Genomic DNA, 25095 nt, shown 5'->3' with positions numbered 1-25095 from the left:
AGGCAAGTGGCCATATATCACGCGGTAACGGTGGTGCTGCAATCGCGGGTCAAGCCCGCTCCCACAGAAACCGTCGAACCTGTGGGAGCGGGCTTGACCCGCGATTGCAGACGGCACGGTCTCAGATCTGCACCAACCGCCCCGCATGCTCGGCCGGCAACCGGTCCCCACGCCCGAACAGCTTGTGGCGCAAGGTGCCCGCCTCATACTCGGTGCGATAGCGCCCGCGCCGCTGCAGTTCCGGCACCACCGTGTCGACCACCGCCTGCAGGTCATCCGGCACCACCGCGTAGGTGAGGTTGAAGCCGTCGATGCCGGTGGCATCCAGCCATTGCTCCAGCTGGTCGGCAATCTCCACCGGCGACCCAAGCAGCACCGGGCCACGCCCGCCCAGGCTGACGAACTCCGCCGCCTCGCGCACAGTCCAGCGCCGGTTCGGGTCCGACCTGGTAAAGGCGGCCAGCGCCGTGCGCCCGGCATCGTTCTCGATGTACTCGATCAGCGCATCCGGCTCCAGGTTGGAAAAATCGATCCCGGTCCAGCCCGACAGCAAGGCCAGCGCCGCCTCGATATCCACGTACTGGCGGTACTCGTCCAGCCTGGCCTGGGCCGCTTCGCGCGTGTCACCCACGATCAGCAGCGCCTGCGCGTATATCAGCACCTCGCCTTCCTGGCGCCCGGCCTCGCGCGTGGCCTGGCGAATGCCGTCCACATAGCTGCGCAGTACCGTCTGGGTCGGGCCGCTGATGAACACGCATTCGGCATGGGTAGCGGCAAAGCGCTGCCCGCGTGCCGAGGCGCCGGCCTGGAACAGCACCGGGGTGCGTTGTGGCGATGGTTCGCTCAGGTGCACGCCAGGCACCTGGAAGTGCGCACCGGCATGCCCGATCGGGTGCACCCGCGCAGGCTCCACGAACACCCCGCGGGCCTGGTCGCGGACCACCGCATCGTCGTCCCAGCTCTTCTCCCACAGCTTGTAGAGCACCTGCAGGTACTCCTCGGCCAGCTCGTAACGCTCGTCGTGGGCCAGCTGCCGGGCCAGCCCCAGGTTGCGCGCGGCGCTGTCCAGGTAGCCGGTGACGATGTTCCAGCCCACCCGCCCGTCGCTCAGGTGATCGAGGGTCGACATGCGCCGGGCGAACGGGTACGGGTGCTCATAGGTGAGGCTGAAGGTGATGCCGAAGCCCAGGTGCTCGGTGACCCCGGCCATGGCCGGCACGATCAGCAACGGATCGTTCACCGGTACCTGCACGCCGCCGCGCAGGGCTGCGTCGTGGCTGCCCTGGTACACGTCGTACACGCCCAGCACATCCGCGATGAACAGCGCGTCGAAACGTCCGCGCTCCAGCAGCCTGGCCAGCCCGGTCCAGTAGCTCAGGCGATTGAAATCGCTGCTGGTGTTGCGTGGGTGGCGCCACAGCCCCGGCGACTGGTGCGTGGCGGCGTTCATGCTGAAGGCGTTGAAACGGATGGGCTTGGACATGCTCGAATCGCTCGCGGTCAAGGCAGTACGGAGACGGGGTACACGGCGTCGGCGACCTTGAGCGGCTTGGGAATCAGGCCCAGGCCCTGGAAGGTGTCCGCCAGCTTCTGCTGTTCGGCCGTGATCTCGGGGGTGATGGCCACCGCGTTGTAGTTGCGACGCTCGCTGGCCACTTCCAGCACGTCGGCGCCGATACCCAGTTGCGGAGCCAGCAGGGCCGCCACTTCCTTGGGTTTTGCGTTGGCCCAGTTGCTGACCTTGCCCAGCTCGGTGAAGAAGGTCTTGAGCACACCACGGTTCTCGTCGGCAAAGGCTGGCGAAGACAGGTAGAAGGTGCGGTTGTTGGTCAGCCCGGTGCCGTCGCGCAGGGTCTTGAGGCCGGGTTGTTTTTCCGCTGCGGCGAGGAAGGGGTCCCACAGGGTCACGGCCTTGACGCTGCCCGATTGCAGGGCGGCCACGGCATCGGCGGCGTTGTTGACGTAGGCCGGGTCGATGTCCTTGTAGCTCAGGCCGGTGTCCTGCAGGGCCACGGCCAGCAGATACTGGGCATTCCAGCCGCGACCGGTGGCCACGCGCTGGCCCTTGAGGGCGGCGATATCGGCGACCTTGTCCTGCTCGCGCACCACAATGCCGATGCCGCGCGGGTAGGGCTGTTCGGCGGCCAGGTACACCACCGACTTGCCCGACGCCTGGGCGAACACCGACGGCGCATCGGCGGCGTGCCCCAGGTCGATGGCGCCGGTGCTCAGGGCCTCGAGCAACTGCGGGCCGGCGGCGAACTCGTACCAGCTGACCTTGATGCCTTGCGGCGCCAGGGCTTTTTCCAGGGCGCCGGAGCCCTTGAGAATGTTGACGCTGTTGAACTTCTGGTAGCCGATACGCAGGTTCTTGGTTGGCTCGGCGTAGGCGGCCGGGCCAGGCAGTACCAGGCTGGCGAGCGCGGCAAAGGCACCGCCAAGCAGCAGGCGGCGCAGGGTCGAAGGAGGTTTGCTGGACATGGTGAGGGCTCCGCAGGCGGGTTCGTCAGGTGTTTTCTGGTAGGGCCTGAAAGTAAAGGCTGACGCCCGCGGAGTGCAATTTTTTTATTACTTTTAGTTAGAACAAATAGTTATTTTTATATCCTTTTTGAATTTATCGGCCGTGCCAGTCGCCCACAAAAAAGCCCCCGACGGGTCGGGGGCTTTGTGTGTGCATCAATGCATGAACAAGGCGATCAGAATGATGATCGGGATAGGCACACCGAGGAAGAACAGCAGTATCGAGCGCATGGTGAATCTCCTGTCAGAGGGTACGGGCAGTGGTGGGGTCGACGCGCACCGGGTCGGCCGTCAGGAACACGGCGGCATCACGGCGACGGCCACCCCAGATGGCGAACAGGCTGGCGAAGAACGCGCCGCACAGCAGGGCCACGAACATCCACAGCGCAGAGGCGGCAGCGGCCTTGCGTGCGGCGTCGGCCAGTTGCTTGGCCTCTTCGATGGCCTGGCGGGCTTCGGCGAACACGGTGTCGATGCGCTGTTCGGCTTCTGCCTGGCTGATTTGGGTGCGCTGGGCAATCACGTTGGCCAGGTAGGTACGGTCTTCGGCGTTCAGCTGGCCGTCGGCCAGGCCACGCACGAAGATGCGCGCGGCAATGCCGTGGGCCGCGTCATCGGTGACCGCCACCGGGCGTTCGTCACGGAACAGCATGTCGATGAAGTAGGCCGAATCGTCATTGCTCGCCTTGCTGCTGTTGGCAGCCGCGCCGGCACCGGCTGCAGCCACGCCAGAGGCCGCGATCGCGCCGGCCTGGACGCCGCCGCTCACCACCGAGCTCACCGAACCCACCACCAGCACCGCAGTTACCAGCGTGGCGAAGGCCCAGGCCAGGAAACCGTGGGCGGTATCGCGGAAATACACTTCATCGCCATGCAGGTTGGCCCATTTGACCCGCAGCCGCCCGGCGATGTAGCCGCCCAGGCCCGAGGCAATGATCTGCGTCAGCGCCAGCCACACGATGCTCGAAATACCCAGTTGCTTGGCCGTGGCGCCATCACCCGGCCACGGCGAGACAGCCGAGAACCCCAGGCCGAAGCCCAGCACGATAAGGATCAGCGACAGTGCGGCGGCACCGGTGGCACCGGCGAAGATGGCCGCCCAGGACACCCCTGAGTGGCTGGAGGTGTCCCCCGCGGGGACGGCGTAGGTATCGGCACTTGTAATCATTGTTGGTGCTCCAGTCATGAAATGGGTCTTCCCCCTCCTGTAGAGCAGTTGCTGTGCCAAATGCTACGAAATATTTATCCTTTCAAAATCAATCAGTTGTAAAACCGAACCGTCCTAAGGCCATGCAGCCTGCATGAGTGCCCGTTTTGCCTCATGCAAATTGCAACCTTGCGCCCGACGGGGATTCCCCACACCCCGCCTGGTGGCTTACCCTAGCCGCCGGTTGGCGCCAGTGGGCGTCACGCATTCCTGCCGTTGGAGCTCTAGCATGTATCAAGACACCGCCACCGTGACCGTCAGCGCCGAATACGCAGGCAAGGAGACCGAGGCCGTGGACAATGCCAATGTGTTGATCGGGTTGAAGGTCGATGGCGAAACCCGCTTCACGGTCGAGTTCAACGGCAAGCTGGACGCCCCGCAGGACCCCACCCACATCTGCGTCACCCTGAGCAACGGCCTGTCCTATCACGGCGAGATCACCGATGGCAGGGCCGATGAAGTGGGTGGCTACATCGCCTTCGACTGCGATGGCATCGACCCGGCACTGCTTGGCTGATTCGGCCGTTCAGGCCCGGTCAGCGGCAGGAGCGCAGCCTTGCGCTCCTGCCAGAACCCTCCCGCCGGCTCATCCAGCAAAATAATTGCACTCAAGCTGCATTTTTTTGCGTTGGAGCCCATCCCCGCTTTTGTTCAGACTGCGCGCATCCGAACCCCCGGATTTCCATCTCCAGGGACGGAGCCCTTTGCGTATTGCCCCCTCGCGATACAAAGCCCCCTCGTCTTGGGCGGGCTTCTTTTATTTCAACAGGTACCAGGTCGTCGCATGTCCACCCGCCGTCTGAACAACTGGCTCGATCGCTTCATCCCCGCCGCGTTGCATATCCCGCCCAAAGAGTGGCTGCGGGCCGGCCTTGGCGCCGTGCTCGGCCTGCTGGTGGCCGGCGGGCTGTGCAGCGTGCTGTTCGGCAACGCCGTCACCCTGCACCTGATGGCCCCGCTGGCTGCGTCGGCGGTGCTGCTGTTCGGGGTGTCCTCGGGCGCACTGTCGCAGCCCTGGCCGCTGCTGGGCAGCTACAGCTGCGCGATGCTGGTGGGCCTGGTGCTGCACCACTGGCTGGGCGCGAGCCTGGTGGTGGTGTGCATGGCGCTGGTGCTGGTGGTGCTGCTGATGTGCCTGCTGCGCTGCCTGCACCCGCCGGGCGCGGCACTGGCGGTCAGCCTGGCGATGGCCGACCCGTCGCTGGCGAGCCTGGGCGCCCAGGTGGTCGAGCCGGTGCTGCTCAATGCCCTGTGCCTGCTGCTGGTGGCAGTGGTGTACAACCGCCTGACCGGCGTGCGCTACCCCAAGATCGTCGCCCCGCGGCCCGACCTGCACCGTACCCAGGATGCGCCCGTGAGCGAGCGGGTAGGGGTGAGTGCCGGCGACCTGGACCGCGCATTGAATGAACTGGGCGAGTTCGTCGACGTGACCCGTGATGATCTGGAGCGCATCATCCTGGCCACCGAGCGCCATGCCTTGCAGCGCAGCCTGGGCGGCATGACGGCTGCCCGGGTGATGTCGCGCGACGTGCAGTCCGCCAGCCCGGACACCACGCTTGAGCAAGCCTTCAAGATGCTGGGCGAGCATCGCCTGAAGATCCTCCCCGTGCTCGACGAGGCGCGCCAGCTGGTGGGTATCGTCAGCGTCGGCGACCTGCTCGATTCGGCAATGGCCGCACGCCGTTTCAGCTGGCGCGCGCTGTTCGGCCGGCGTCGCCCGGTGCGCCTGGAACAGGTCATGACCAAACCGGTACGCAGCGTGAACAGCGACGAACCGGCGGTGGCCCTGATCCCGCTGCTGTGCGACCAGGGCCTGCATTGCCTGCCGGTGCTCGAAGCCGGGCAACTGGTCGGGGTGGTCACCCAGACCGACCTGATCGGCGCGCTGCACCAGCAACTGCTGCAGCGCGAGCAGGCCGGTCTAGATCAGCGGGTCCCAGCGCTGGGACCAGTCACTGTCCCCCGCGACCACGCCGCGTAACAGGCCAAACGCCTGTTGCAGCGCTGCCGAGTCGCGCTCGCGGGCGTACACCAGGTAGGTCGGGTAGGTGAACTCCGGCGCCTGCAATACCCGTTCGAGCACGCCGCAGTCCAGGTAGCTCTGCACCACGCGGGCGCGAAAGTAGCCGCTGCCGCCGTGTTCGAGGATGTACTGCAAGGCCATCGGGCCGAGGTTGAAGCTCAAGGCAGGGCGTGCGTGCTCGGGCAGCGCCGCGTCATGCTGGCGGCGGAACGCCTCGCCCCAGTCGATGTAGATATACGGCTCGGGCTGGCCGGCACGGCGTACGCACACCAGCTTCTCTTCCAGCAATTGCTCCACCTGCACCCCCGGGCCGTACCCCGGCTGGTACACCAGCGCGGCATCCAGCAGGCCCATGTCCAGTTTGCGCAGCAGCGTGTCGCTGTCGCCCACCTCGCTGCGGATGGCATGGCTGGGCACCTCCTGATGCAGTACGCGAACCCAGTCCAGCAGCAGCGGGTTGCACAGGCTGACCTCGCCGCCGATGTGCAGCACCTGGTAGCCGCCGGCGGGCAACGGCAGGTCGCGCCGCGCCGCCTCCCAGGTGTGCACCAGCTGGTTGGCGTAGGCCACGAAGCCCTTGCCGTCGGCGGTCAGGCTGGCGCCGTTGCGGCTGCGCACGAACAATTGGCAGCCGAGCAACTGCTCGAGCTTCTGCACCCGCGCGCTGATCGCGGTCTGGGTCACGTGCAGGTGCTCTGCGGCGGCCACCAGGCTGCCGCTGCGCACGATTTCGATGAAGGTACGCGCCAGGTCGATATCCATGGGGGCCTCGTGTTCTACCAGTGCACAGTCTAGAGCTTTCAGTGCCCTTGTAGGAGCCGGCCTTGCCGGCGAAGGCCACGCAACGGATTTTGCGTCAGGCACAAAACCCCTTAGCCTAGGGCGACTACACCGCCGGAGCGCGCCTTGAACCCCACCTTCGCCTCGTTGAGCCTTGCGCACCTGCGTACCCTCGACACACTGTTGCAGCTCAAGAACCTCAGCCATGCCGCCGAGCGCCTGGGCAGCAGCCAGTCAGTGCTCAGCCGCCAGCTGGCGCACATGCGCGAAGCCTTCGACGACCCGCTGCTGGTTCGCCAGGGCCGCGGCTATGTACTCAGCGAACGGGCCCAGGCGCTGGTGCTGCCCCTGCGCCAGGTACTGGGCGAGCTCGACGCCCTGCGCCAACCCGAGGCCTTCAGCCCGCAGCGCTGCGAGCGACGATTCTGCCTGGCCGCCTCCGACTACATCGCCGAACACATGCTGCCGTTGCTGGTCAGCCGCCTGGCCGAGCAGGCGCCGGGGGTGTCGATCGACTACCGCAGCTGGTCGCCGGACCAGTTCGAACGCCTGGCCAGCGGTGAAATCGACCTGGCCACCACGCTGTTCGACAGCGCCCCGGCCAACCTGCACGGGCGCATGCTCGGCGAGGATCGCGCGGTGTGCCTGATGCACCGCGAACACCCGCTGGCCCGGCACGCCGAGCTGAGCCAGGATGACTACCTGGCCTGGGGGCACGTGCGCATCTGTGGCGGCGGCGACAAGGACAGCTTCATCGACCGCCACCTGCGCGGCCAGGGCCTTGCCCGGCACATCACCCTGCAGGTGCCGTTCTTCTCGGCGGCGGTGCAGGTGGTGTGCGCCAGCCAGACACTGGTCACTGTGCCCGAACACATCGCCCGCCAGCTCAGCCGCCTGCACCCGGTGGTGTGGTGCCCGCTGGCGTTCGTCGAACACACCCAGCGCTACTGGGTGGTGTGGCACCAGCGCCTGCAGGCTTCGGCCGAGCACCGCTGGTTTCGTGCGCAGGTGTTCGAGCTGTGGCAGCAGTCGCAGTTCGGCGTCACCGGCAGCTATGTGGATTCGCCATAGCAGCTATGCGCGGCGCGGCGTGTTTCAGCGGCCAGCCAGCGCCTAGACTCGCTGGCACTGCAATCACCCCCACAGGAGCCAGCGCGTGAGCCCAGAAGAATTTCGCCAGCAAGGTCACCAACTGATCGACCGCATCGCCGATTACCGTGCCAATGTCGCCAGCCTGCCGGTCATGGCCCAGGTCGAGCCGGGCTACCTGAAGAATGCCTTGCCCCAGGCCGCGCCGCAGCAGGGCGAACCCTTCGAGCAGATCCTCGCCGACGTGGACCAGCTGGTGATGCCCGGCCTGTCGCACTGGCAGCACCCGGACTTCTTCGGCTACTTCCCCTCCAACGGCACGCTGTCTTCGGTGCTGGGCGACTTTCTCAGCACCGGCCTGGGCGTGCTCGGCCTGTCGTGGCAGTCGAGCCCGGCGCTGAGCGAGCTGGAGGAGACCACGGTCGACTGGCTGCGCCAGATGATCGGCCTGTCCGGTGCCTGGAGTGGGGTGATCCAGGACACCGCCTCCAGCAGCACGCTGGTGGCGCTGATCTGCGCCCGCGAGCGCGCCAGCGACTACGCGCTGGTCAAGGGTGGCCTGCAAGCGCAGGCCCGGCCGCTGATGATCTACACCAGCGCCCAGGCCCACAGCTCGGTAGACAAGGCCGCGCTGCTGGCCGGCTTCGGCAAGCACAACATCCGCTACATCGAAGTCGACGAAGCCTTCGCCATGCGCCCTGAAGCGCTGGCAGCGGCCATCGAGCAGGACCTTGCCGCAGGGCTGCAACCATGCGCGGTGGTCGCCACCACCGGCACCACGGCCACCACCGCCCTCGACCCGCTCGAACCGATCGGCCGCATCGCTCGCGCCCATGGCCTGTGGCTGCATGTGGACTCGGCCATGGCCGGTTCGGCGATGATCCTGCCCGAATGCCGCTGGATGTGGACCGGCATCGAGCAGGCCGACTCCATCGTGGTCAATGCGCACAAATGGCTGGGGGTGGCGTTCGACTGCTCGCTGTATTTCGTGCGTGACCCGCAGCACCTGATCCGTGTGATGAGCACCAACCCCAGCTACCTGCAGTCGGCGGTCGATGGCGAAGTGAAGAACCTGCGCGACTGGGGCATCCCGCTGGGGCGCAGGTTCCGTGCGTTGAAGCTGTGGTTCATGTTGCGCAGCGAAGGCGTGGAAGGCTTGCAGCAACGCCTGCGCCGCGACTTGGGCAATGCTCGCTGGCTTGAACAGCAGGTAGGTGCGGCGCCGGGCTGGGAGGTGCTGGCGCCGGTGCAGTTGCAGACCCTGTGCATTCGTCACCAGCCTGGCGGGCTGGAAGGCGAGGCACTGGACCGCCACACCCGCGCCTGGGCCGACCGGCTCAATGCCTCGGGCGCGGCGTATGTGACCCCGGCGACGTTGAACGGGCAGTGGATGGTGCGGGTGTCGGTGGGCGCGTTGCCCACCGAGCGCGAGCATGTGGCAAGGCTGTGGGAGGGGTTGCAGCAGGTGGTCAAGGGCTGATCGCTGCGGCCCCTTCGCCGGCAAGGCCGACTCCTACCGATAGCAGGCGCCGGCCTTGCCGGCGAAGAGGCCCATGAAAAGTACAATCTTGCCTCTGGAAGGTGCATTTTCCCCCCGTCACACCCATCCCATACTGGCCCTGCATCCGCCGCCAGCTGCCCACCTCGCAGCCCGGCCCGGACATCCAATAATAAGCAGGGCCCTCCATGAAAAAGCCAAACCCGCTGCTTGAAGACCTCAAGCCACTGTTGCCGACCATCGCTGCCAACGCCGCCCGTGCCGAGCAGGATCGCCAGGTACCCGCCGAAAACATCGCGCTGCTCAAGGGCATCGGCCTGCACCGCGCTTTCCAGCCCAAGCTGTATGGCGGCCTGGAAATTTCCCTGCCTGAATTCGCCGACTGCATCGCCGCGCTGGCCGGTGCCTGTGCCAGTACCGCCTGGGCCATGAGCCTGCTGTGCACCCACAGCCACCAGCTGGCGATGTTCCCGGCCCGGTTGCAGGAAGAGATCTGGGGCACCGACCGCGACGCCACTGCCAGCAGCAGCATCGCGCCGTTCGGGCGTATCGAGGAGGTCGAGGGCGGCCTGCTGTTCAGCGGCGAGATGGGCTGGAGCAGTGGCAGCGACCATGCCGAATGGGCCATCGTCGGCTGTCGCCGCGCCAACGCCGAAGGCACCCAGGACTACTGCTTCGCCGTGCTGCCGCGCAGCGACTACGTGATCCGCGACGACTGGCACGCTGCGGGCATGAAGGGCAGCGGCACCAAGACCCTGCTCATCGACAAGGCCTTCGTGCCCGAGTACCGCATCCAGAAAGCCAAGGACATGATGGAAGGCAAGTCCGCCGGCTTCGGCCTGTACCCGGACAGCAAGGTGTTCTATTCGCCGTACCGGCCGTACTTCGCCAGTGGCTTTTCCACGGTCAGCCTGGGGGTGGCCGAGCGCATGCTCCAGGCCTTCCGCGAGAAGACCGCCAACCGCGTGCGCGCCTACACCGGCGCTGCGGTTGGCGCAGCCACCCCCGCATTGATGCGCCTGGCCGAGTCCACCCACCAGGTGGCCGCTGCGCGGGCCTTTCTCGAAAAAACCTGGCAGGAGCACGCCGACCACAGCGCCCGCCACCAGTACCCCAGCCGCGAGACCCTGGCGTTCTGGCGCACCAACCAGGGCTACGCGGTGAAGATGTGCATCCAGGCCGTGGATCGCCTGTTCGAAGCCGCGGGTGGCACCGCCTGGTTCGAGGCCAACGAGATGCAGCGCCTGTGGCGCGACTCGCACATGACCGGCGCCCATGCCTACACCGACTACGACGTCTGCGCGCAGATCCTCGGTCGCGAGCTGATGGGCCTGGAGCCCGACCCGAGCATGGTGTGAACACCGCGCCCTGCCCATAACAACAACGTACGGCTGCCCTGGCGGCAGCCGGGGAGTCTTGCATGTCTACTGAACCTGCCGTGGCCTTCGACAGCCGCGCGTTCCGCCGCGCCCTGGGCAACTTCGCCACCGGCGTCACCGTGGTCACCGCCGCCGATGCCGCGGGCAACAAGGTCGGGGTCACGGCCAACAGCTTCAATTCGGTCTCGCTGGACCCGCCGCTGATTCTCTGGAGCCTGGACAAGCGCTCCAGCAGCCTCGCGGTGTTCGAGGCCGCCAGCCACTTTGCGGTGAACATCCTGGCCGCCGACCAGATCGAGCTGTCGAACAACTTCGCCAAGCCACGGGAGGACCGCTTTGCCGGCATCGAGCACCGGGCGGGCGAGGGGGGCGCACCGCTGCTGGCCGATTGCGCCGCGTGCTTCCAGTGCGAACGCCATCAGCTGCTCGACGGCGGTGACCACTGGATCATGCTGGGCAAAGTGGTAGCGTTCGACGATGGCGGGCGTTCGCCGTTGCTCTACCACCAGGGTGCGTACTCGATGGTGCTGCCGCACACCCGCATGACCCGACGCGAAGAGGGTCAGGCCCCCAGCAGCCATTTTCAGGGGCGCCTGAGCCACAACCTGTACTACCTGATGACCCAGGCGCTGCGTGCCTACCAAGCCAGTTACCAGCCGCGCCAGCTGTCCAGTGGCTTGCGCACCAGCGAGGCGCGCATGCTGATGGTGCTGGAGAACGATGCGGGGTTGAACCTGGCCGACCTGCAGCGCGAGGTGGCGATGCCGGCGCGAGAGATCGACGAGGCGGTGGCCAACCTCAAGCGCAAGGGGCTGGTGTGCGACAGCGAGGCGGCCGGGCATGTGCGCCTGAGCGTGGCCGGCATCGACCAGACCGAGGCCCTGTGGACGATTGCGCGCGAGCAGCAGGACACGGTGTTTGCCGCGTTCAGCGACGAGCAGATCGAGACGTTCAAGACGGTGCTCAAGGCGGTGATTCGCGCGTGAGCCAAAGGCTTTGCCAAGGACGGCCCCTGTAGGCGCCAGCCTTGCTGGCCAAGCGCTTTCAACCCATCGGCGAGCACAGCTCCACCAGCACCCCGGCCGGGCAGCGCAAGTAGGAAACCGTCTGGCCCCAGGGCTTGCTCTGCGGCGCCCTGATTTCCTCGGCGCCGTTGACCAGGGCATTGGCGTGGGCCGCCGCGACCTTCTCGGTCACCAGCGCGATCTCCATGCCCAGGGGCTTGTGGCTGTTGCTGGCGGCAACGAAACCTTCCGGGAAATTCGACTCGCCCAGTTCCAGCGACGCGAAGGCCAGGGTGGTTGGCCCGGTGTCCAGCTCGCCGTAATCGCCGGACTCATGCAGAAAACGACGCTTCAGGCCGAAGGCATTCTCGAAGAAGCTCAACGATGCCTCGACATCGGGTACATAAACGATGGTGTAGCCCAGTTTCATACACATTCCTTGTCGGTGGTTTCTGTAGGGGCCGGCCTTGCCGGCGAAGCAGCCGGCACGGGCCTAAGCCCCGGTTTTTTTCGCTTTGGTGGCACGGGGTCGCTTGCCGGCCGTGGCGCTGCTCTTGCGCTTCTTCTTCCACGGCGCGCCGCCGCGCCCGGCCGGCACCGGCGGCCCTGAAATGCGCAGGCTCATGCCCGAGCAGCGCTCCACCTGCTTGCTCATCCACGCCGACTGCTTGGCCACGAACGCTTCCAGGCTCATTTCGCCGCTCTGCACCATGTCCAGCGCCTGCTCCCAGATCGCCGTGGTGCCAGGGTCGGCAATCGCCCTTGGCACCGCGTCGATCAGGCTGAATGCCGCCGGCGTGGCCGACAGCGCCTTGCCCTGCTTGACCAGGTAGCCCCGGTCGAGCAGGCCCTGGATGATCCCGGCGCGGGTCGCTTCGGTGCCGATGCCGGTAGTGTCCTTGAGCTTCTGTTTAAGGCGCGGGTCGTCCACCAGCTTGGCGACGTTCTTCATCGCCTTGATCAGGTCGCCTTCGGTGAAGGGCTTGGGCGGTTGGGTCCACAGGTCCTTGAGGTTGACCCCGGCCACCTCGCACATCTGACCCTCGTGCAATGCCGGCAGCACTTGCGCCACCGGCGCCTCGCGGCCCTTGGGCGGGGTCAGGGCTTCGGGCAGCGCGCGCCGCCAGCCCGGCTCGACGATCTGCTTGCCCACCGCACGCAGCGCCTGCCCGGCGCAATCGAAGTCGGCCTGGGTGCGGTCGTATTCATGGTTGGGCAGAAACTGCGCCAGGTAACGTGCCCGAATCAGCACGTACACCGACTTGTGCTTGGGCGGCAGGCGCGCCGGGTCGAGCGCGGCGGCGGTGGGGATGATGCCGTGGTGGGCGCTGACCTTGGCGTCGTTCCACGCGCGTGAGCGGCGTTGCGCCTGCAGGTGCGGCTGCAAGGGCGCCAGGCTCGGGTCGGCGCGCCCCAGCGCGGCAAGAATCGCCGGCGCCTCGGCGTGCTGGCTCAGGGGCAGGTAGCCACAGTCGCTGCGCGGGTAGGTGATGACCTTGTGGGTTTCGTACAGCGCCTGGGCGATGTCGAGGGTTTCCTGTGCGCCCAGGCCGAATTTCTTCGAGCACAGCTCCTGCAGGGTGCCCAGGTCGAAGGGCAGCGGCGCTGCCTCGCGCACGCGCTCGGTGGTCAGCGTCAAAAGGCGCGCCGTGGGCGCCGCCTGGATGGCCGCAGCCGCCTGCTGCGCGAACGCCTGGTTCAGGCAGCGGCCCTGGTCGTCGCACAGCTCGTCGGGCGCACGCCACTGGGCATTGAACACCTCGCCGGCGCTGCGCAACTGCACATCGATGGCCCAGAACGGCACCGGCACGAAATCGGCGATGCTGCGGTCGCGGTCCACCACCAGGCGCAGTGTCGGGGTTTGCACCCGGCCCACCGGCAACACGCCCTGATAGCCGGACTGGCGGCCGAGCAGGGTGAACAGCCGGCTCATGTTCATGCCGATCAGCCAGTCGGCACGCGAGCGGCCCAGGGCCGAGTGGTACAGGTTGAAGGTGGCGGCGCCGGGCCTGAGGGCGGCCAGGGCCTTGCGGATCGAGGCGTCGTCCAGCGCCGACAGCCACAGGCGCTGGATCGGCCCGCGATAGCGGCAGTGCTCCACCAGCTCGCGGGCGATCATTTCGCCCTCGCGGTCGGCGTCGGTGGCAATCACCAGTTCGGCCGCCTCGCCGAGCAGGCGCTTGACCGCCTTGAACTGGGCGGCCGTCCTGGGTTTTACCAGCATTTTCCATTGCGCCGGGATGATCGGCAGGTCGGCCAGCGACCAGCGCTTGTAGCGGGCATCGTAGGCGTCGGGCGGGGCGGTTTCGAGCAGGTGGCCGATGCACCAGGTCACCGTGACGCCCGTGCCGACCCAGCAACCGTCGCCGCGGCGGCTGGCGCCAAGGACCTTGGCGATGTCCTTGGCCTGGGAGGGTTTTTCGCAGAGGTACAGGCGCATGGCCGAGTGAGCTCTTGGTCGGGCTGTGATGGGCCCTAGAATGCGCAGGATTGGCGATGCAGGCAAGGTTTATCTGTATGGATATACAGATGAATGTGTAGCGCTTGCCTGCCCGCCGATGCCTCAGCCGCGCGACGCTTCCAGTGCCTGGGCCAGGTCGGCCAGGATGTCGTCGCTGTGTTCGATGCCGATCGACAGGCGCACCATGTCACGCGGCACGCCGGCCTTTTCCAGCTCTTCGTCGTTCAACTGGCGATGGGTGGTGGAGGCCGGGTGGCAGGCCAGCGACTTGGCATCGCCGATGTTCACCAGGCGCACCACCAGCTTGAGTGCGTCGATGAAGCGTGCACCGGCCTCCTGGCCGCCCTTGATCCCGAACGACAGGATCGACGCCGGCTTGCCCTCGGTGTAGCGCAGCGCCAGCGCGTGCTCGGGGTGGTCCGGCAGGCCGGCGTACTTGACCCACGCCACCTGCTCGTGACCCTGCAGGTAGTGGGCCACCTTCAGGGCGTTCTCGGTGTGACGCTCCATGCGCAGGGCCAGGGTCTCCAGCCCCTGCAGGATCAGGAAGGCGTTGAACGGCGACAGCGCCGCGCCGGTGTTGCGCAGCGGCACCACGCGGCAGCGCCCGATGAACGCCGCCGGGCCGAAGGCCTCGGTGTAGGTCACGCCGTGGTAGGACGGGTCGGGGGTGTTGAGCAGGGCGAAGCGCTGCTTGTGGTCGGCCCACGGGAAGTTGCCCGAGTCGATCACGATGCCGCCGATGCTGGTGCCGTGGCCGCCGATGTACTTGGTCAGCGAGTGCACCACCACGTCGGCGCCGTGCTCGAACGGGCGGCACAGGATCGGCGTGGCCACGGTGTTGTCGACGATCAGCGGCACGCCATGGCGGTGCGCGGCATCGGCCAGCGCGCGCAGGTCGACGATGTTGCCGGCCGGGTTGCCGATCGACTCGCAGAACACCGCCTTGGTCTTGTCGTCGATCAGCGCCTCGAGGGCGGCGATGTCGTCATGGGCGGCGAAGCGGGTCTGGATGCCGAAGCGCGGCAGGGTATGGGCCAGCAGGTTGTAGGTGCCGCCATACAGCTTGGCCACCGAGACGATGTTGTCGCCGGCCTCTGCCACGGTCTGGATGGCGTAGGTGATCGCCGCCATGCCCGAGGCCACCGCCAGTGCGCCCACGCCGCCTTCCAGCGCGGCCATGCGCTGTTCCAGCACATCGTTGGTGGGGTTCATGATGCGGCTGTAGATGTTGCCGGCCACCTTGAGGTCGAACAGGTCGGCACCATGCTGGGTGTCATCGAAGGCGAACGAGGTGGTCTGGTAGATCGGCACCGCAACCGCTTTGGTGGTCGGATCGGGGCTGAAGCCCGCATGGATCGCCAAGGTTTCCAGCTTCATGATGCAGTCGTTCCTTGAAAGTCGTGGAGGCCGAAGCATGCGCGGGGCGCAAACGCGGGGTCAAGCCTTGCCCCGCTGAACGATGACCTGCGCCAGCCGGTCGGATGGTCATTGCCTGCCACCCTGCAACGGAGTCGCCCATGCTGCCCCACCTGATTGCACCCGGTTTCGCCCTGCTGGCCCTGGCCAGCACCCTGGCCATCGCCGCCGAGCCCTTGCGCATCACCGGCCTGCAGCGCTGTGGCGATGTGCTGAGCGCGGTTCAGCAGCAGTGGTGCGTGAGCACCCGCGGCCTGGCGCAGGGCACGCCCGGGGTGCATCTGGACGGGCACGTGCTGCCCGCCGCCCGTGTCACCCGCGATGGCGATACGCTGCGGCTGAACCTCGATACGGCGCGGTTGGACAGCGGCCCGTTGTGGCTGCAGGACGCGGGCGGCCAGGCCAGCAACCCGGTGTGGCTGTCGCTCAAGGCCAGCCATGTGGTGCCCGCCGGGCCGGGCGAGGTGGCGAAGAACATGGACGGCCTGACCACCTATGTCGACCTGGTCAGCCTGCTGATCGAAGAGCGCCACGACGGTCTGCAGGAGGCCCGGCGCCTGGCCGACAAGTACGGCGCCAAAGTGGTGGGGGCGATCGCGCCGCTGAACGTCTACCAGCTGCGCCTGCCGGTCAGTGACCTGGTGCAGCGCGATGCCATGGTGCTGCGCCTGGGCAGCGAGGTCAGCGTGGACGCCGTGGTGATCGAGGAGTCCGCGCCGGAAAAGGGCGAGGAGCGCGAACCCGCAGATGCGCAGGCCCGGCCCGGCGGCGAGGAGTGGGCCGCCAACCGTTTCATGGACGCGGTCAACTTCTACCAGCGGCGCATCCCTGCCCGCGATGCGGCGGTACCGGTCAGCCCGGTTCGCATCGGCGTGATCGAGCGCGACGTGGATTTCGACGCCCCCGATTTCGCCGATTACCTGGGCCCGTGCCGCGGCGAGCGACCACGCACCTGCCTGTACGCGCGTGACGCCGACAAGCCCGACGGGCATGGCAGCACGGTGGCCGGGGTGCTCGCCGCGCGCTGGGAGCAGGGCGGCAATACCGGTTTTCTGCGCGGGCTCGACCCGGCCAGCCCCGGCTTCGAGGTGATCGTGGAGCGCAATTCCGACGCCGGCATCACCGCCAACATCGCCGCCTCGGTCAACCTGGTGGAGGATGGCGTGCGGGTGCTGAACTGGAGCTGGGGCATCCACCGGGTGGGGGCGAAGAACGTCGAGGGCGACGAGGTCGACTCGCTGGTGCGCTCGGGCCTGGCCATGAGCGGCTATGAAGAGCTGCTGGAGGAGTTCTTCCTGTGGCTGCGCAAGGAGCACCCGGACGTGGTGGTGATCAACTCGGCGGGCAATGGCGCGTCGTACTCGGGTACCGACGAGTACCGCCTGCCGTCCTCATTCGTCACCGAGCAGTTGCTGGTGGTGGGCGGGCACCAGCGCAGCGAGCGCCCGGTGGCGGTGGATGATCCGGCCTATGTGGTCAAGCGCGCCGCCTCCAACATCGATGCGCGCGTGGACATCACCGCCGCCGCCTGCGTGCAGGCGTCCACTGCGCAGGCCGACCAGCGCGGCGAGGTGCACTGCGGTACCTCCTATGCCACGCCGATGGTGGCCGGGGTGGTGGCGGCCATGCTCTCGATCAACCCGCGCCTGCAGCCCGAGCAACTGCGCCTGTTGCTGCGCCGCAGCGCCATGACCCTGGGCGGCGAGGGCGACTTCGAGCCCATGGACGCCGAAGACCTTACCGCGCCGATCCTGCCGTCCGAGCGCAACTACCAGCTCAATGACAAGGACGTCGGCCGCTCGGCGCGGCTGGACATGCACAAGGCCCTGGACCTGGCGGTGCAGAGCCGCGACCGGGTGCGATGAGGGTGTCGCCTTCATCGCGGCTCCAGCCCGCTCTGCACAGTCCTGTGGGAGCGGGCTTGCCCCGCGATGGCTGCGACGCCGTTTGTGTTTGAGGTAAGCTAGCCAATCTTTTGCACCCCCTCGATACCCTGTCACCCCCGCAGGCGATGCCCTGCCGATTGGAACCCCGATGCAGCCCACACGCAAACCCTTCCGCCTCGCCCCCGTGCGCGCCGACGTGCTCGCCGGCCTCACCACCGCCTTCGCCCTGGTGCCCGAGTGCATCGCCTTCGCCCTGGTTGCGCACCTGAACCCGCTGATGGGCCTGTACGGCGCCTTCATCATCTGCACCCTGACCGCACTGTTCGGTGGGCGCCCGGGCATGGTTTCCGGCGCCGCCGGCTCGATGGCGGTGGTGATCGTCGCGCTGGTGGTGCAGCACGGCGTGCAATACCTGCTGGCCACGGTGCTGCTGGGCGGGCTGGTGATGCTGCTGTTCGGCCTGCTGCGCCTGGGCAAGCTGGTGCGCCTGGTGCCGTACCCGGTGATGCTCGGCTTCGTCAACGGCCTGGCCATCGTGATTGCCCTGGCCCAGCTCGAACACTTCAAGTCCGGCCAGGCCTGGCTTGCCGGCAATGCGCTGTACCTGATGCTCGGCCTGGTGGCACTGACCATGGCCATCGTCTACGTGCTGCCACGCCTGACCCGCGCCGTGCCGCCGGCGCTGGTGGCGATTCTCGGCGTGGGCCTGCTGGTGTACCTGTTCGACCTGCCCACCCGCACCCTGGGCGACATGGCGCACATTGCCGGCGGCCTGCCGGGCCTGGCCCTGCCCGAGGTGCCATGGACCCTCGACACCCTGCGCATCATCGCGCCATATGCAGTACTGATGGCCATGGTCGGCCTGCTCGAAACCCTGCTCACCCTCAACCTCACCGACGAAATCACCGAGAGCCGCGGCCACCCCGACCGCGAATGCGTGGCGCTGGGCGCGGCCAACATGGTCTCGGGCCTGTGCGGCGGCATGGGCGGCTGCGCGATGATCGGGCAGACCGTGATCAACCTCGGCTCCGGCGGACGCGGTCGGCTGTCGGGCGTCGTGGCCGGGGTGATGATCCTGATGTTCGTGCTGTTTCTCGCGCCGCTGATCGAGCGCATTCCGCTGGCGGCACTGGTGGGGGTGATGTTCGTGGTGGCGCAGCAGACCTTCGCCTGGGCATCGCTGCGGGTGCTGCACAAGGTGCCGGTGAACGACGTGCTGACCATCGTGGCGGTCACCGTGGTCACGGTGTTCACCGACCTGGCGGCTGCCGTGATGTTCGGCATTATCATCGCCGCCCTGAACTTTGCCTGGCAGCAGGCCCGCGAGCTGTACGCCGACAGCGACGTGCACGCCGACGGCAGCAAGCTGTACCGCGTGCACGGCACCCTGTTCTTTGCGTCGGTCACCACCTTTCTGAACCAGTTCACCCCGGCCGACGACCCGGCCGAGGTGACCCTGGACTGCGCCCACCTGCGGGTGGTCGACTACTCGGCGATCGCTGCCATCAAGACCCTGCGCGAGCGCTATGCCAAGGCCGGCAAGCACCTGCGCGTGGTGCACCTGACCGAGCGCTGCAAGCAACTGCTCAGGCGCGCGGGGGAGCAACAGGCCTGACTAGCCCTGCTTTTTGATGATGGCATCGGCCACGCTCGCCGGCGCCTCGGCATACCTGGTGAACTCCATGGTGTAGCTGGCGCGGCCCTGGGTCATCGAGCGCATCTGCGTCGAATAGCCGAACATCTCGCCCAGCGGCACGTCGGCGCGGATCACCTTGCCGGCCGGGGTGTCCTCGCCTTCCTGGATCAGCCCGCGGCGCCGGCTGAGGTCGCCGAGGATGTCGCCCTGGTACTCCTCGGGGGTCACCACCTCGACCTTCATCACCGGCTCCAGCAGCACCGCGCCGCCTTTCTGCGCCAGTTGCTTGGTGGCCATCGACGCCGCCACCTTGAACGCCATCTCGTTGGAGTCGACGTCGTGGTACGAGCCGTCGAACACCGTGGCCTTCAGGCCGATCAGCGGGTAGCCGGCCAGCACGCCGTTCTTCATCTGCTCCTCGATGCCTTTCTGGATCGCCGGGATGTACTCGCGCGGTATCACGCCGCCGACCACCTCGTTGACGAACTCCAGGCCTTCCTTGCCTTCCTCGGCCGGGGCGAAGCGGATCCAGCAGTGCCCGTACTGGCCGCGCCCGCCAGACTGGCGCACGAACTTGCCTTCGATCTCGCAGGTGTTGCGGATTTTCTCGCGGTAGGCCACCTGCGGCTTGCCCACATTGGCCTCGACGCCGAATTCGCGGCGCATGCGGTCGACGATGATGTCCAGGTGCAACTCGCCCATGCCGGAGATGATCGTCTGCGCGGTTTCTTCATCGGTGCGCACGCGAAATGACGGGTCTTCCTGGGCCAGCTTGCTCAGGGCGATGCCCATCTTCTCCTGGTCGGCCTTGGTCCTGGGTTCCACGGCCACCGAGATCACCGGGTCGGGGAAGTCCATGCGTTCGAGGATGATCGGCTGGTTGATGTCGCACAGAGTGTCGCCGGTGGTCACGTCCTTCATGCCGATCAGTGCGGCAATGTCGCCGGCGCACACCGCCTTGATCTCGGCGCGCTGGTTGGCGTGCATCTGCACCATGCGGCCCACGCGCTCCTTCTTGCCCTTGACCGAGTTGAGTACCGCATCGCCCGAGTTCAGTACCCCGGAGTACACCCGGGCGAAGGTCAGGGTGCCGACAAAGGGGTCGGTGGCAATCTTGAAGGCCAGCGCCGAGAACGGCTCGCTGTCGTCGGCATGGCGCTCCAGGTGCCGGTCTTCATGATCCGGGTCAGTGCCGTTGATGGAGGGGATCTCGGACGGGGCGGGCAGGTAGTCGATCACCGCGTCGAGCATCAGCGGCACGCCCTTGTTCTTGAACGACGACCCGCAGATGGCCGGCACGATCTCGTTGTTGAGGGTGCGCTGGCGCAGCCCGGCCTTGATCTGCTCGTTGTCGAGTTCGGTGCCGTTGAGGTACAGCTCCATGAACTCGTCGTTGGCCTCGGCGGCGGCCTCGATCATGTGTGCACGCCACTCGGTGGCCAGCTCCAGCATGTCGGCCGGTATCGCCTCTTCGCGGTAGCTGGTGCCGTTGTCGGCCTCGTTCCAGTAGATGGCCTTCATCTTCACCAGGTCGATCTGGCCGATGAAGTGTTCCTCGGCGCCGATGGCCAGCTGGATCGGCACCGGGTGGTGGCCCAGGCGCTTGTCGATCTGTTTGACCACGCGCAGGAAGTCCGCGCCCTGGCGGTCCATCTTGTTGACGTAGGCCAGGCGCGGCACATGGTACTTGTTGGCCTGGCGCCACACCGTCTCGGACTGCGGCTCGACCCCGTCGGCGCCGCTGAACACCACCACCGCGCCATCGAGCACGCGCAGCGAGCGCTCCACCTCGATGGTGAAGTCGACGTGGCCGGGGGTATCGATGATGTTGAAGCGGAATTTCTCGGGGAACTGCTTGGTCGAGCCCTGCCAGAAGGCGGTGGTGGCGGCAGAGGTGATGGTGATGCCGCGCTCCTGTTCCTGGGCCATCCAGTCCATGGTCGCGGCGCCGTCGTGCACTTCGCCCATCTTGTGGTTGACCCCGGTGTAGAACAGGATGCGTTCGGTGGTGGTGGTCTTGCCCGCGTCGACGTGGGCGACAATGCCGATATTGCGGTACAGCTCGATGGGGGTGGTGCGCGCCATGGTCGTTCACCTGTGCAAAAGGCGGGCAGCCTGTGGCCCGGGTTCTTCCAGTTAAGCAGAAGAATGCACGGCTGCTGCTACCGGTCGGCGCGTGTGTTCAGACCTCCACGGTGTAGTTCAGGCCCAGCTCGTCGCCGGGCAGGCCGCGTATGCCCCAGTTTTCGCGGGGGGTCTCGAACAGGGTGATCTCGATGTCCTGGGCGCCGATGCCGGTGTGCTCGCCGATGCGCTGGAACAGTTGGCGGATCAGGTCTTTCCTTGCGGCGCTGGAGCGGCCTTCGAACAGGCTGATCTCGATGATCAGGTAGTGTTCGCTGCGGTCGCCGGGGTAGAGGAAGTCGGCGGGGTCCAGGGCCAGGTAGCGCTGGAAGCGTTTTTCCGGCGGGTACTGCAGGGCGCTCATCACCGCGCCATGGATGGCTTCGGCAAGGGCAGGGCGGTGCTGGTCGAGGGTGGTGCGCAATCCATAGATCTTGATCTGGGCCATGCTGACGTTCCGTGTAGGGCGGGGGGAGGTGCATCGTGGCCGATGGCCCTGGCGCCGGCAAGGCCCCCGCTATCATCAGGCCCCCGCCGCCAACCCTTCCAGCACCGCCATCGCCCGCTGCGCATCGGCCTGCGCGACAAAGATATGGTCATGGTAGAACGCGGCCACCACGTTGCAGCTGATGCCGGCCTGGCCCAGCGCCGTGGCGAACGCCGCGGTCAGGCCCACCGCCTCCAGCGACGAATGCACCGTCAGGGTGATCCACGCGGCCTCGTAGCTGAAAGGCAGTTTCAGCGCCTCGGCCCGCCCACGCGACACGATCACCGTCAGCCCCTCCTGCTCGCGAAAGCTGCCGATCACCTCGTCAGGCTGCAGCCCCGACCAGTCGGCCAGCGTGCAGAACACGTAGCTGCCTTCATTCAACTGCGGCCGCATGCTGCGCAACAGCGCGGCCAGACTTGTTTCACCCGACATGATCGTGCCCCTGCAAAAGAAATCGGCCGCCAGTCTGGCAGCCGATTGTTGATCAGCAAAATCAATTCTGCTGGGCCTGCATAAGTGCAGCTTCTGGCGTTCAGGCCTGCGTCCAGCGCCCATCCGCCGCATCCGAGCGCACGCAGGCATCAATGAAGCGCATGCCGCGTACCCCATCCTCGGCCGTCGGGCACAGCAGCGACTGCCCGCTCGGCGCACGGTGCTCGCGGCGCGCCATGATCCGCTCGGCCGCCTCGCTGTAGATGTTGGCGAACGCCTCCAGCAGCCCCTCCGGCTGGCCCGCCTTGATTCGCGTCGACAACCTGGCCGACTCGCTCAGCCAGGCCTCGCCACGGCGCAGGATCTGGTGCGGCTGGTCCTGATGACGCAGCTCCAGCCGGTCGGGTTCCTCTTGATGCCAGTACAGCGATCCGGTGGAGCCGAACACGCGCAACTGCAGGCCATGCCGGTGCCCGGCCGCCACGAAGCTGGCCCACAGCATGCCGCGCGCGCCATTCTGCAGGCGCAGCTTCACGTGTGCGTTGTCGTCCGACTGGCGCCCCGGCACCAGGGTGCTCAGCTCGGCCGACACTTCGCTGACCTCCTGCCCGGTGACAAAGCGCAGCAACTGGTGGGCATGCACGCCCACATCCGCCAGCACCGATGAGGCCCCGGCCTGGGCCGGGTCGGTGCGCCAGGCCAGCGCCTTGACCCCTTGCTGCTCCAGCGGGTGGGTGCCGAAGGCGCTGGCGTGTTCCACCTGCACCAGGCGCACCTCGCCGATGGCGCCGCGCGCGATCAGCTCGCGGGCTTCGCGCACCAATGGGTAGCCACTGTAGTTGTGGGTCAGCAGGTGCAGCGCCGGGCCCTTGCGTGCGCGTTCAAGCAGTTGCTGCGCCTCGGCCAGGCTCGAGGCCAGCGGCTTGTCGCAGATCACGTCGATGCCCTGGTCGAGAAACGCCAGGCTGGCCGGCACGTGCACCGCGTTGGGCGCCATGATCGCCACCGCCTGCACGCCATCGGCGCGCGCGGCTTCGGCCACGGCCATGCGCTGGAAGTCCGGGTACACCCGCTCCGGCGCTACGCCGTAGGCCTGGGCAGCGGCGCGGTTGCGTGCCGGGTCGCGGGCGAAGACCCCGGCCACCAGTTCGAAGTGCCCGTCCAGTTGCGCGGCGTAGCGGTGGGTAGCGCCGATCGACGACTCCAGGCCGCCGCCGACAAAACCCAGGCGCAGGCGCTGGCTGGGGTTGGCTACGGTTTTCATTGCGCGGCTCCTTGCGCGGTGCGCTGCAGGTGGGCGAAGTGGTTGATGGCCAGCACGTAGCCATGGGTGCCGAACCCGGCCAGTACCGCCTGGGCCACCAGCGACACATAGGAGTGGTGGCGGAAGGCTTCACGCTTGTGCACGTTGGAAATGTGCACCTCGATCACCGGCACCTCGGCGGCGATCAGCGCGTCGTGGATCGCCACCGAGGTATGGGTCCAGGCACCGGGGTTGATCACGATGCCGGCCACGCGGCCACGGGCCTGGTGAATCCAGTCGATCATCTGGCCCTCGTGGTTGGTCTGGTGGAACTCGATGTCCAGGTCCAGGCGTTGGCCGGCGCTGTGGCACAGCGCCTGCACATCGGCCAGGGTTTCGCGGCCGTACACCTCGGGCTGGCGCAGGCCGAGCATGTTGAGGTTGGGGCCATTGAGCACGAGCAGGGTCTTCATTGGGCGGTTTCCGTAGCAGGGGTGGTGCGCAGGGCCTTGGCCCGCAGCGCGTCATACACGGGTTTGTCGAGGGCCACGGCGTCCGGCTTGCCGAGCTGGTCGAGGGGCGTGCGGTAGGTTTCCGGAGCGCTCCAGGCAGCCACGGCCGAAATGGCGGTGACCGCGCAGGTGATGGCGCCGATCAGCAGCGGCACGTTGTTCGAGCCGGGCGGGGCCACGGCGGTGAACAGCGCCGGAAGCAGGGCGGTGATCATGTAGCCGACGTTCTGCGCGATGGCCATGGCCGACACGCGGTAGTGGGTCTGGAACTGTTCGGGGAAGAAGCTTGGGAAGATCGCGTTGTAGCCCTGGTAGACCATGCCCCACATCAGCAGCGAGGCGCCGAACGCCAGCGGCAGGTTGTGCAGGCTGATGGCATACAGGTAGACGAACGACATCAGCCCGCAGCCCAATGCGCTGCCGATGATCAGCGGGCGCCGGCCGATGCGGTCGGAGAGGTTGCCCACGAACGGGATCACCAGCACCGCGACGATGTTGCCCACCACCGGAATCCACAGGTACACGCTCTTGTCGAAGCCCACGCCATAGGCCGGCTGCACCGCGTAGGCGGCGCCGAAGATGGTGGTCACCACCGGGATCACGTTCATCAGCGACACGCCGAACACCACCAGCATGCCGCGCCAGCTGTAGGTGAAGGCATCGCGGATCGGCGAGCGCGCGGTCTGCTTGGCGGCCACCTTGAAGGCCTCGGGCTCCTTGACCTCGCGGCGAATGATGTAGGCGGCGATCAGCACCGCGGCGCTGAGCAGGAACGGGATGCGCCAGCCCCAGCTGTTGAAGGCGTCGCTGGGCATGAAGTACGCCAGCGGCAGGAACACCGCCGCTGCCATCACCTGGCCGGCCTGTACGCCCTGCAGGGTGAAGCTGGCAAAGAAGCCGCGGCGCCCGGGCGGTGCGTGTTCGAGAATCATCGAGCTGGCCCCGGCGATCTCGCCGGCCACCGCAAAGCCCTGCACCAGGCGCAGCACCACCAGCAACGCCGGCGCCCAGTAGCCGATCTGCTCGAAGGTCGGCAGCAGGCCCACGGCCATGGTCGCGATGCCCATCAGAAACATGCACAGCAGCAACACGTTCTTGCGCCCGCGGGTGTCGCCCCAGTGGCCGAGCACGAAGGCCCCGACCGGGCGCGCCAGGTAGCCCACGCCATAGGTGGCCAGGGAGGCGAAGATGGCCAGCTTGGGGTCGGTGCTGGGGAAGAAGATCTGCGGGAAGATCAGCGCCGCGGCCTGGGCATAGATGAAGAAGTCGTAGTACTCCAGCGCGGAGCCCACCCAACCGCTGGCGGTGGCTTTGCGGGTTTGGCGCGCACTGTGCGCGGCGTCATGTGTGGCCATCGCAATTCTCCGTTTGTTGTTTTTATTGGGGGCACGC

Annotated in this window: 21 protein-coding genes; 8 read left to right on the top strand and 13 right to left on the bottom strand. The window is 67.1% G+C overall.

The features are described 5' to 3' along the window. Window positions 1–121: 121 nt before the first annotated feature. The 3 genes from DN387_RS09620 to DN387_RS09610 form a co-directional block, all read right to left on the bottom strand. Window positions 122–1483 carry an LLM class flavin-dependent oxidoreductase gene (locus DN387_RS09620; protein ID WP_054916510.1) on the bottom strand — a complete coding sequence of 454 codons (1362 nt, stop codon included), beginning with the start codon at window positions 1481–1483 and terminating at the stop codon, window positions 122–124. 17 nt (window positions 1484–1500) lie between these two features. Then, on the bottom strand, window positions 1501–2481 hold the full coding sequence (locus DN387_RS09615) for an aliphatic sulfonate ABC transporter substrate-binding protein (protein WP_054916509.1): 981 nt from the start codon (window positions 2479–2481) through the stop codon (window positions 1501–1503). A gap of 283 nt (window positions 2482–2764) precedes the next feature. Beyond that, window positions 2765–3688 carry a hypothetical protein gene (locus DN387_RS09610; RefSeq protein WP_054916508.1) on the bottom strand — a complete coding sequence of 308 codons (924 nt, stop codon included), beginning with the start codon at window positions 3686–3688 and terminating at the stop codon, window positions 2765–2767. 268 nt (window positions 3689–3956) lie between these two features. On the opposite strand from DN387_RS09610, the gene DN387_RS09605 reads away from it, so the two are divergent. Next, entirely contained in the window at window positions 3957–4244 is a 288-nt protein-coding gene (locus DN387_RS09605; RefSeq protein ID WP_043861117.1) for a hypothetical protein, read from the top strand. A 267-nt stretch (window positions 4245–4511) separates the two neighbouring features. Next, window positions 4512–5708, top strand: coding sequence for an HPP family protein (locus DN387_RS09600; protein ID WP_043861116.1), 1197 nt, complete (start codon window positions 4512–4514; stop codon window positions 5706–5708). Here the strand turns inward: DN387_RS09600 and DN387_RS09595 are convergent. Further along, window positions 5649–6512, bottom strand: a complete 864-nt coding sequence (locus DN387_RS09595) for a LysR family transcriptional regulator (RefSeq protein ID WP_054916507.1) — start codon at window positions 6510–6512, stop codon at window positions 5649–5651. The two genes, DN387_RS09600 and DN387_RS09595, sit on opposite strands and share 60 nt — an antisense overlap. Before the next feature lie 144 nt (window positions 6513–6656). Between DN387_RS09595 and DN387_RS09590 the strand changes: the two genes are divergently transcribed. The 4 genes from DN387_RS09590 to DN387_RS09575 all read left to right on the top strand — a co-directional run bounded on the left by DN387_RS09590 (window position 6657) and on the right by DN387_RS09575 (window position 11482). Beyond that, window positions 6657–7601 carry a LysR family transcriptional regulator gene (locus tag DN387_RS09590; RefSeq protein ID WP_054916506.1) on the top strand — a complete coding sequence of 315 codons (945 nt, stop codon included), beginning with the start codon at window positions 6657–6659 and terminating at the stop codon, window positions 7599–7601. 85 nt (window positions 7602–7686) lie between these two features. Continuing rightward, window positions 7687–9099, top strand: coding sequence for a DOPA decarboxylase (locus DN387_RS09585; protein WP_054916505.1), 1413 nt, complete (start codon window positions 7687–7689; stop codon window positions 9097–9099). Window positions 9100–9305: 206 nt separating this feature from the next. Beyond that, entirely contained in the window at window positions 9306–10475 is a 1170-nt protein-coding gene (locus DN387_RS09580; RefSeq protein WP_043861112.1) for a p-hydroxyphenylacetate 3-hydroxylase oxygenase component, read from the top strand. 62 nt (window positions 10476–10537) lie between these two features. After that, the gene (locus tag DN387_RS09575) at window positions 10538–11482 is read left to right on the top strand and encodes a p-hydroxyphenylacetate 3-hydroxylase reductase component (protein ID WP_043861111.1); all 945 of its coding nucleotides are present in this window, start codon (window positions 10538–10540) and stop codon (window positions 11480–11482) included. A gap of 58 nt (window positions 11483–11540) precedes the next feature. Here DN387_RS09575 and DN387_RS09570 read toward each other — a convergent pair whose 3' ends face one another. The 3 genes from DN387_RS09570 to DN387_RS09560 all read right to left on the bottom strand — a co-directional run bounded on the left by DN387_RS09570 (window position 11541) and on the right by DN387_RS09560 (window position 15341). Then, window positions 11541–11930 (bottom strand): VOC family protein, encoded by a 390-nt coding sequence (locus DN387_RS09570; RefSeq protein ID WP_054916504.1) that lies wholly within the window; start codon window positions 11928–11930, stop codon window positions 11541–11543. 63 nt (window positions 11931–11993) lie between these two features. After that, a complete protein-coding gene (locus DN387_RS09565; RefSeq protein WP_054916503.1) occupies window positions 11994–13940 on the bottom strand; it encodes a DNA topoisomerase III in 1947 nt (648 codons plus the stop codon). A 123-nt stretch (window positions 13941–14063) separates the two neighbouring features. After that, a complete protein-coding gene (locus DN387_RS09560; protein ID WP_054916502.1) occupies window positions 14064–15341 on the bottom strand; it encodes a bifunctional O-acetylhomoserine aminocarboxypropyltransferase/cysteine synthase in 1278 nt (425 codons plus the stop codon). A gap of 140 nt (window positions 15342–15481) precedes the next feature. Between DN387_RS09560 and DN387_RS09555 the strand changes: the two genes are divergently transcribed. After that, window positions 15482–17245 (top strand): S8/S53 family peptidase, encoded by a 1764-nt coding sequence (locus DN387_RS09555; protein WP_043861107.1) that lies wholly within the window; start codon window positions 15482–15484, stop codon window positions 17243–17245. Between the two features lie 169 nt (window positions 17246–17414). Next, window positions 17415–18881, top strand: coding sequence for a SulP family inorganic anion transporter (locus DN387_RS09550; protein ID WP_054916501.1), 1467 nt, complete (start codon window positions 17415–17417; stop codon window positions 18879–18881). On the opposite strand, the gene fusA is transcribed toward DN387_RS09550, so the two are convergent. From fusA to DN387_RS09520, 6 genes are all read right to left on the bottom strand, one after another. Then, window positions 18882–20987, bottom strand: a complete 2106-nt coding sequence (gene fusA / locus DN387_RS09545) for an elongation factor G (RefSeq protein WP_054916500.1) — start codon at window positions 20985–20987, stop codon at window positions 18882–18884. Between the two features lie 97 nt (window positions 20988–21084). Next, window positions 21085–21474 (bottom strand): tautomerase family protein, encoded by a 390-nt coding sequence (locus DN387_RS09540; protein WP_054916499.1) that lies wholly within the window; start codon window positions 21472–21474, stop codon window positions 21085–21087. Window positions 21475–21549: 75 nt separating this feature from the next. After that, window positions 21550–21948 carry an ACT domain-containing protein gene (locus tag DN387_RS09535; RefSeq protein WP_054916498.1) on the bottom strand — a complete coding sequence of 133 codons (399 nt, stop codon included), beginning with the start codon at window positions 21946–21948 and terminating at the stop codon, window positions 21550–21552. Between the two features lie 100 nt (window positions 21949–22048). Continuing rightward, complete coding sequence (locus tag DN387_RS09530; protein ID WP_054916497.1) at window positions 22049–23212, bottom strand: Gfo/Idh/MocA family protein; 1164 nt, start codon at window positions 23210–23212, stop codon at window positions 22049–22051. Further along, window positions 23209–23664 carry a type II 3-dehydroquinate dehydratase gene (gene aroQ, locus DN387_RS09525; protein ID WP_043861097.1) on the bottom strand — a complete coding sequence of 152 codons (456 nt, stop codon included), beginning with the start codon at window positions 23662–23664 and terminating at the stop codon, window positions 23209–23211. The genes DN387_RS09530 and aroQ overlap by 4 nt, the downstream gene beginning before the upstream one ends. Then, window positions 23661–25058 (bottom strand): MFS transporter, encoded by a 1398-nt coding sequence (locus tag DN387_RS09520; RefSeq protein ID WP_043861096.1) that lies wholly within the window; start codon window positions 25056–25058, stop codon window positions 23661–23663. Before DN387_RS09520 ends, aroQ begins: the two co-directional genes overlap by 4 nt. Between the last annotated feature and the right edge of the window lie 37 nt (window positions 25059–25095).

Origin of the sequence: Pseudomonas sp. FBF18, assembly GCF_024261405.1 — a bacterium.
Taxonomy (GTDB): domain Bacteria; phylum Pseudomonadota; class Gammaproteobacteria; order Pseudomonadales; family Pseudomonadaceae; genus Aquipseudomonas; species Aquipseudomonas palmensis.
Note: the sequence above shows the minus strand (reverse complement) of the source record. Positions and strands in the feature narration are given on the sequence as shown.

Coding starts and splice junctions, on each gene's coding strand:
- DN387_RS09610 (WP_054916508.1), bottom strand. CDS start 3,688: ATGATTACAAGTGCCGATACCTACGCCGTCCCCGCGGGGGACACCTCC.
- DN387_RS09520 (WP_043861096.1), bottom strand. CDS start 25,058: ATGGCCACACATGACGCCGCGCACAGTGCGCGCCAAACCCGCAAAGCC.
- DN387_RS09555 (WP_043861107.1), top strand. CDS start 15,482: ATGCTGCCCCACCTGATTGCACCCGGTTTCGCCCTGCTGGCCCTGGCC.
- DN387_RS09560 (WP_054916502.1), bottom strand. CDS start 15,341: ATGAAGCTGGAAACCTTGGCGATCCATGCGGGCTTCAGCCCCGATCCG.
- aroQ (WP_043861097.1), bottom strand. CDS start 23,664: ATGAAGACCCTGCTCGTGCTCAATGGCCCCAACCTCAACATGCTCGGC.
- DN387_RS09530 (WP_054916497.1), bottom strand. CDS start 23,212: ATGAAAACCGTAGCCAACCCCAGCCAGCGCCTGCGCCTGGGTTTTGTC.
- DN387_RS09535 (WP_054916498.1), bottom strand. CDS start 21,948: ATGTCGGGTGAAACAAGTCTGGCCGCGCTGTTGCGCAGCATGCGGCCG.
- DN387_RS09540 (WP_054916499.1), bottom strand. CDS start 21,474: ATGGCCCAGATCAAGATCTATGGATTGCGCACCACCCTCGACCAGCAC.
- DN387_RS09550 (WP_054916501.1), top strand. CDS start 17,415: ATGCAGCCCACACGCAAACCCTTCCGCCTCGCCCCCGTGCGCGCCGAC.
- DN387_RS09565 (WP_054916503.1), bottom strand. CDS start 13,940: ATGCGCCTGTACCTCTGCGAAAAACCCTCCCAGGCCAAGGACATCGCC.
- DN387_RS09615 (WP_054916509.1), bottom strand. CDS start 2,481: ATGTCCAGCAAACCTCCTTCGACCCTGCGCCGCCTGCTGCTTGGCGGT.
- DN387_RS09580 (WP_043861112.1), top strand. CDS start 9,306: ATGAAAAAGCCAAACCCGCTGCTTGAAGACCTCAAGCCACTGTTGCCG.
- DN387_RS09575 (WP_043861111.1), top strand. CDS start 10,538: ATGTCTACTGAACCTGCCGTGGCCTTCGACAGCCGCGCGTTCCGCCGC.
- DN387_RS09570 (WP_054916504.1), bottom strand. CDS start 11,930: ATGAAACTGGGCTACACCATCGTTTATGTACCCGATGTCGAGGCATCG.
- DN387_RS09620 (WP_054916510.1), bottom strand. CDS start 1,483: ATGTCCAAGCCCATCCGTTTCAACGCCTTCAGCATGAACGCCGCCACG.
- DN387_RS09595 (WP_054916507.1), bottom strand. CDS start 6,512: ATGGATATCGACCTGGCGCGTACCTTCATCGAAATCGTGCGCAGCGGC.
- fusA (WP_054916500.1), bottom strand. CDS start 20,987: ATGGCGCGCACCACCCCCATCGAGCTGTACCGCAATATCGGCATTGTC.
- DN387_RS09605 (WP_043861117.1), top strand. CDS start 3,957: ATGTATCAAGACACCGCCACCGTGACCGTCAGCGCCGAATACGCAGGC.
- DN387_RS09600 (WP_043861116.1), top strand. CDS start 4,512: ATGTCCACCCGCCGTCTGAACAACTGGCTCGATCGCTTCATCCCCGCC.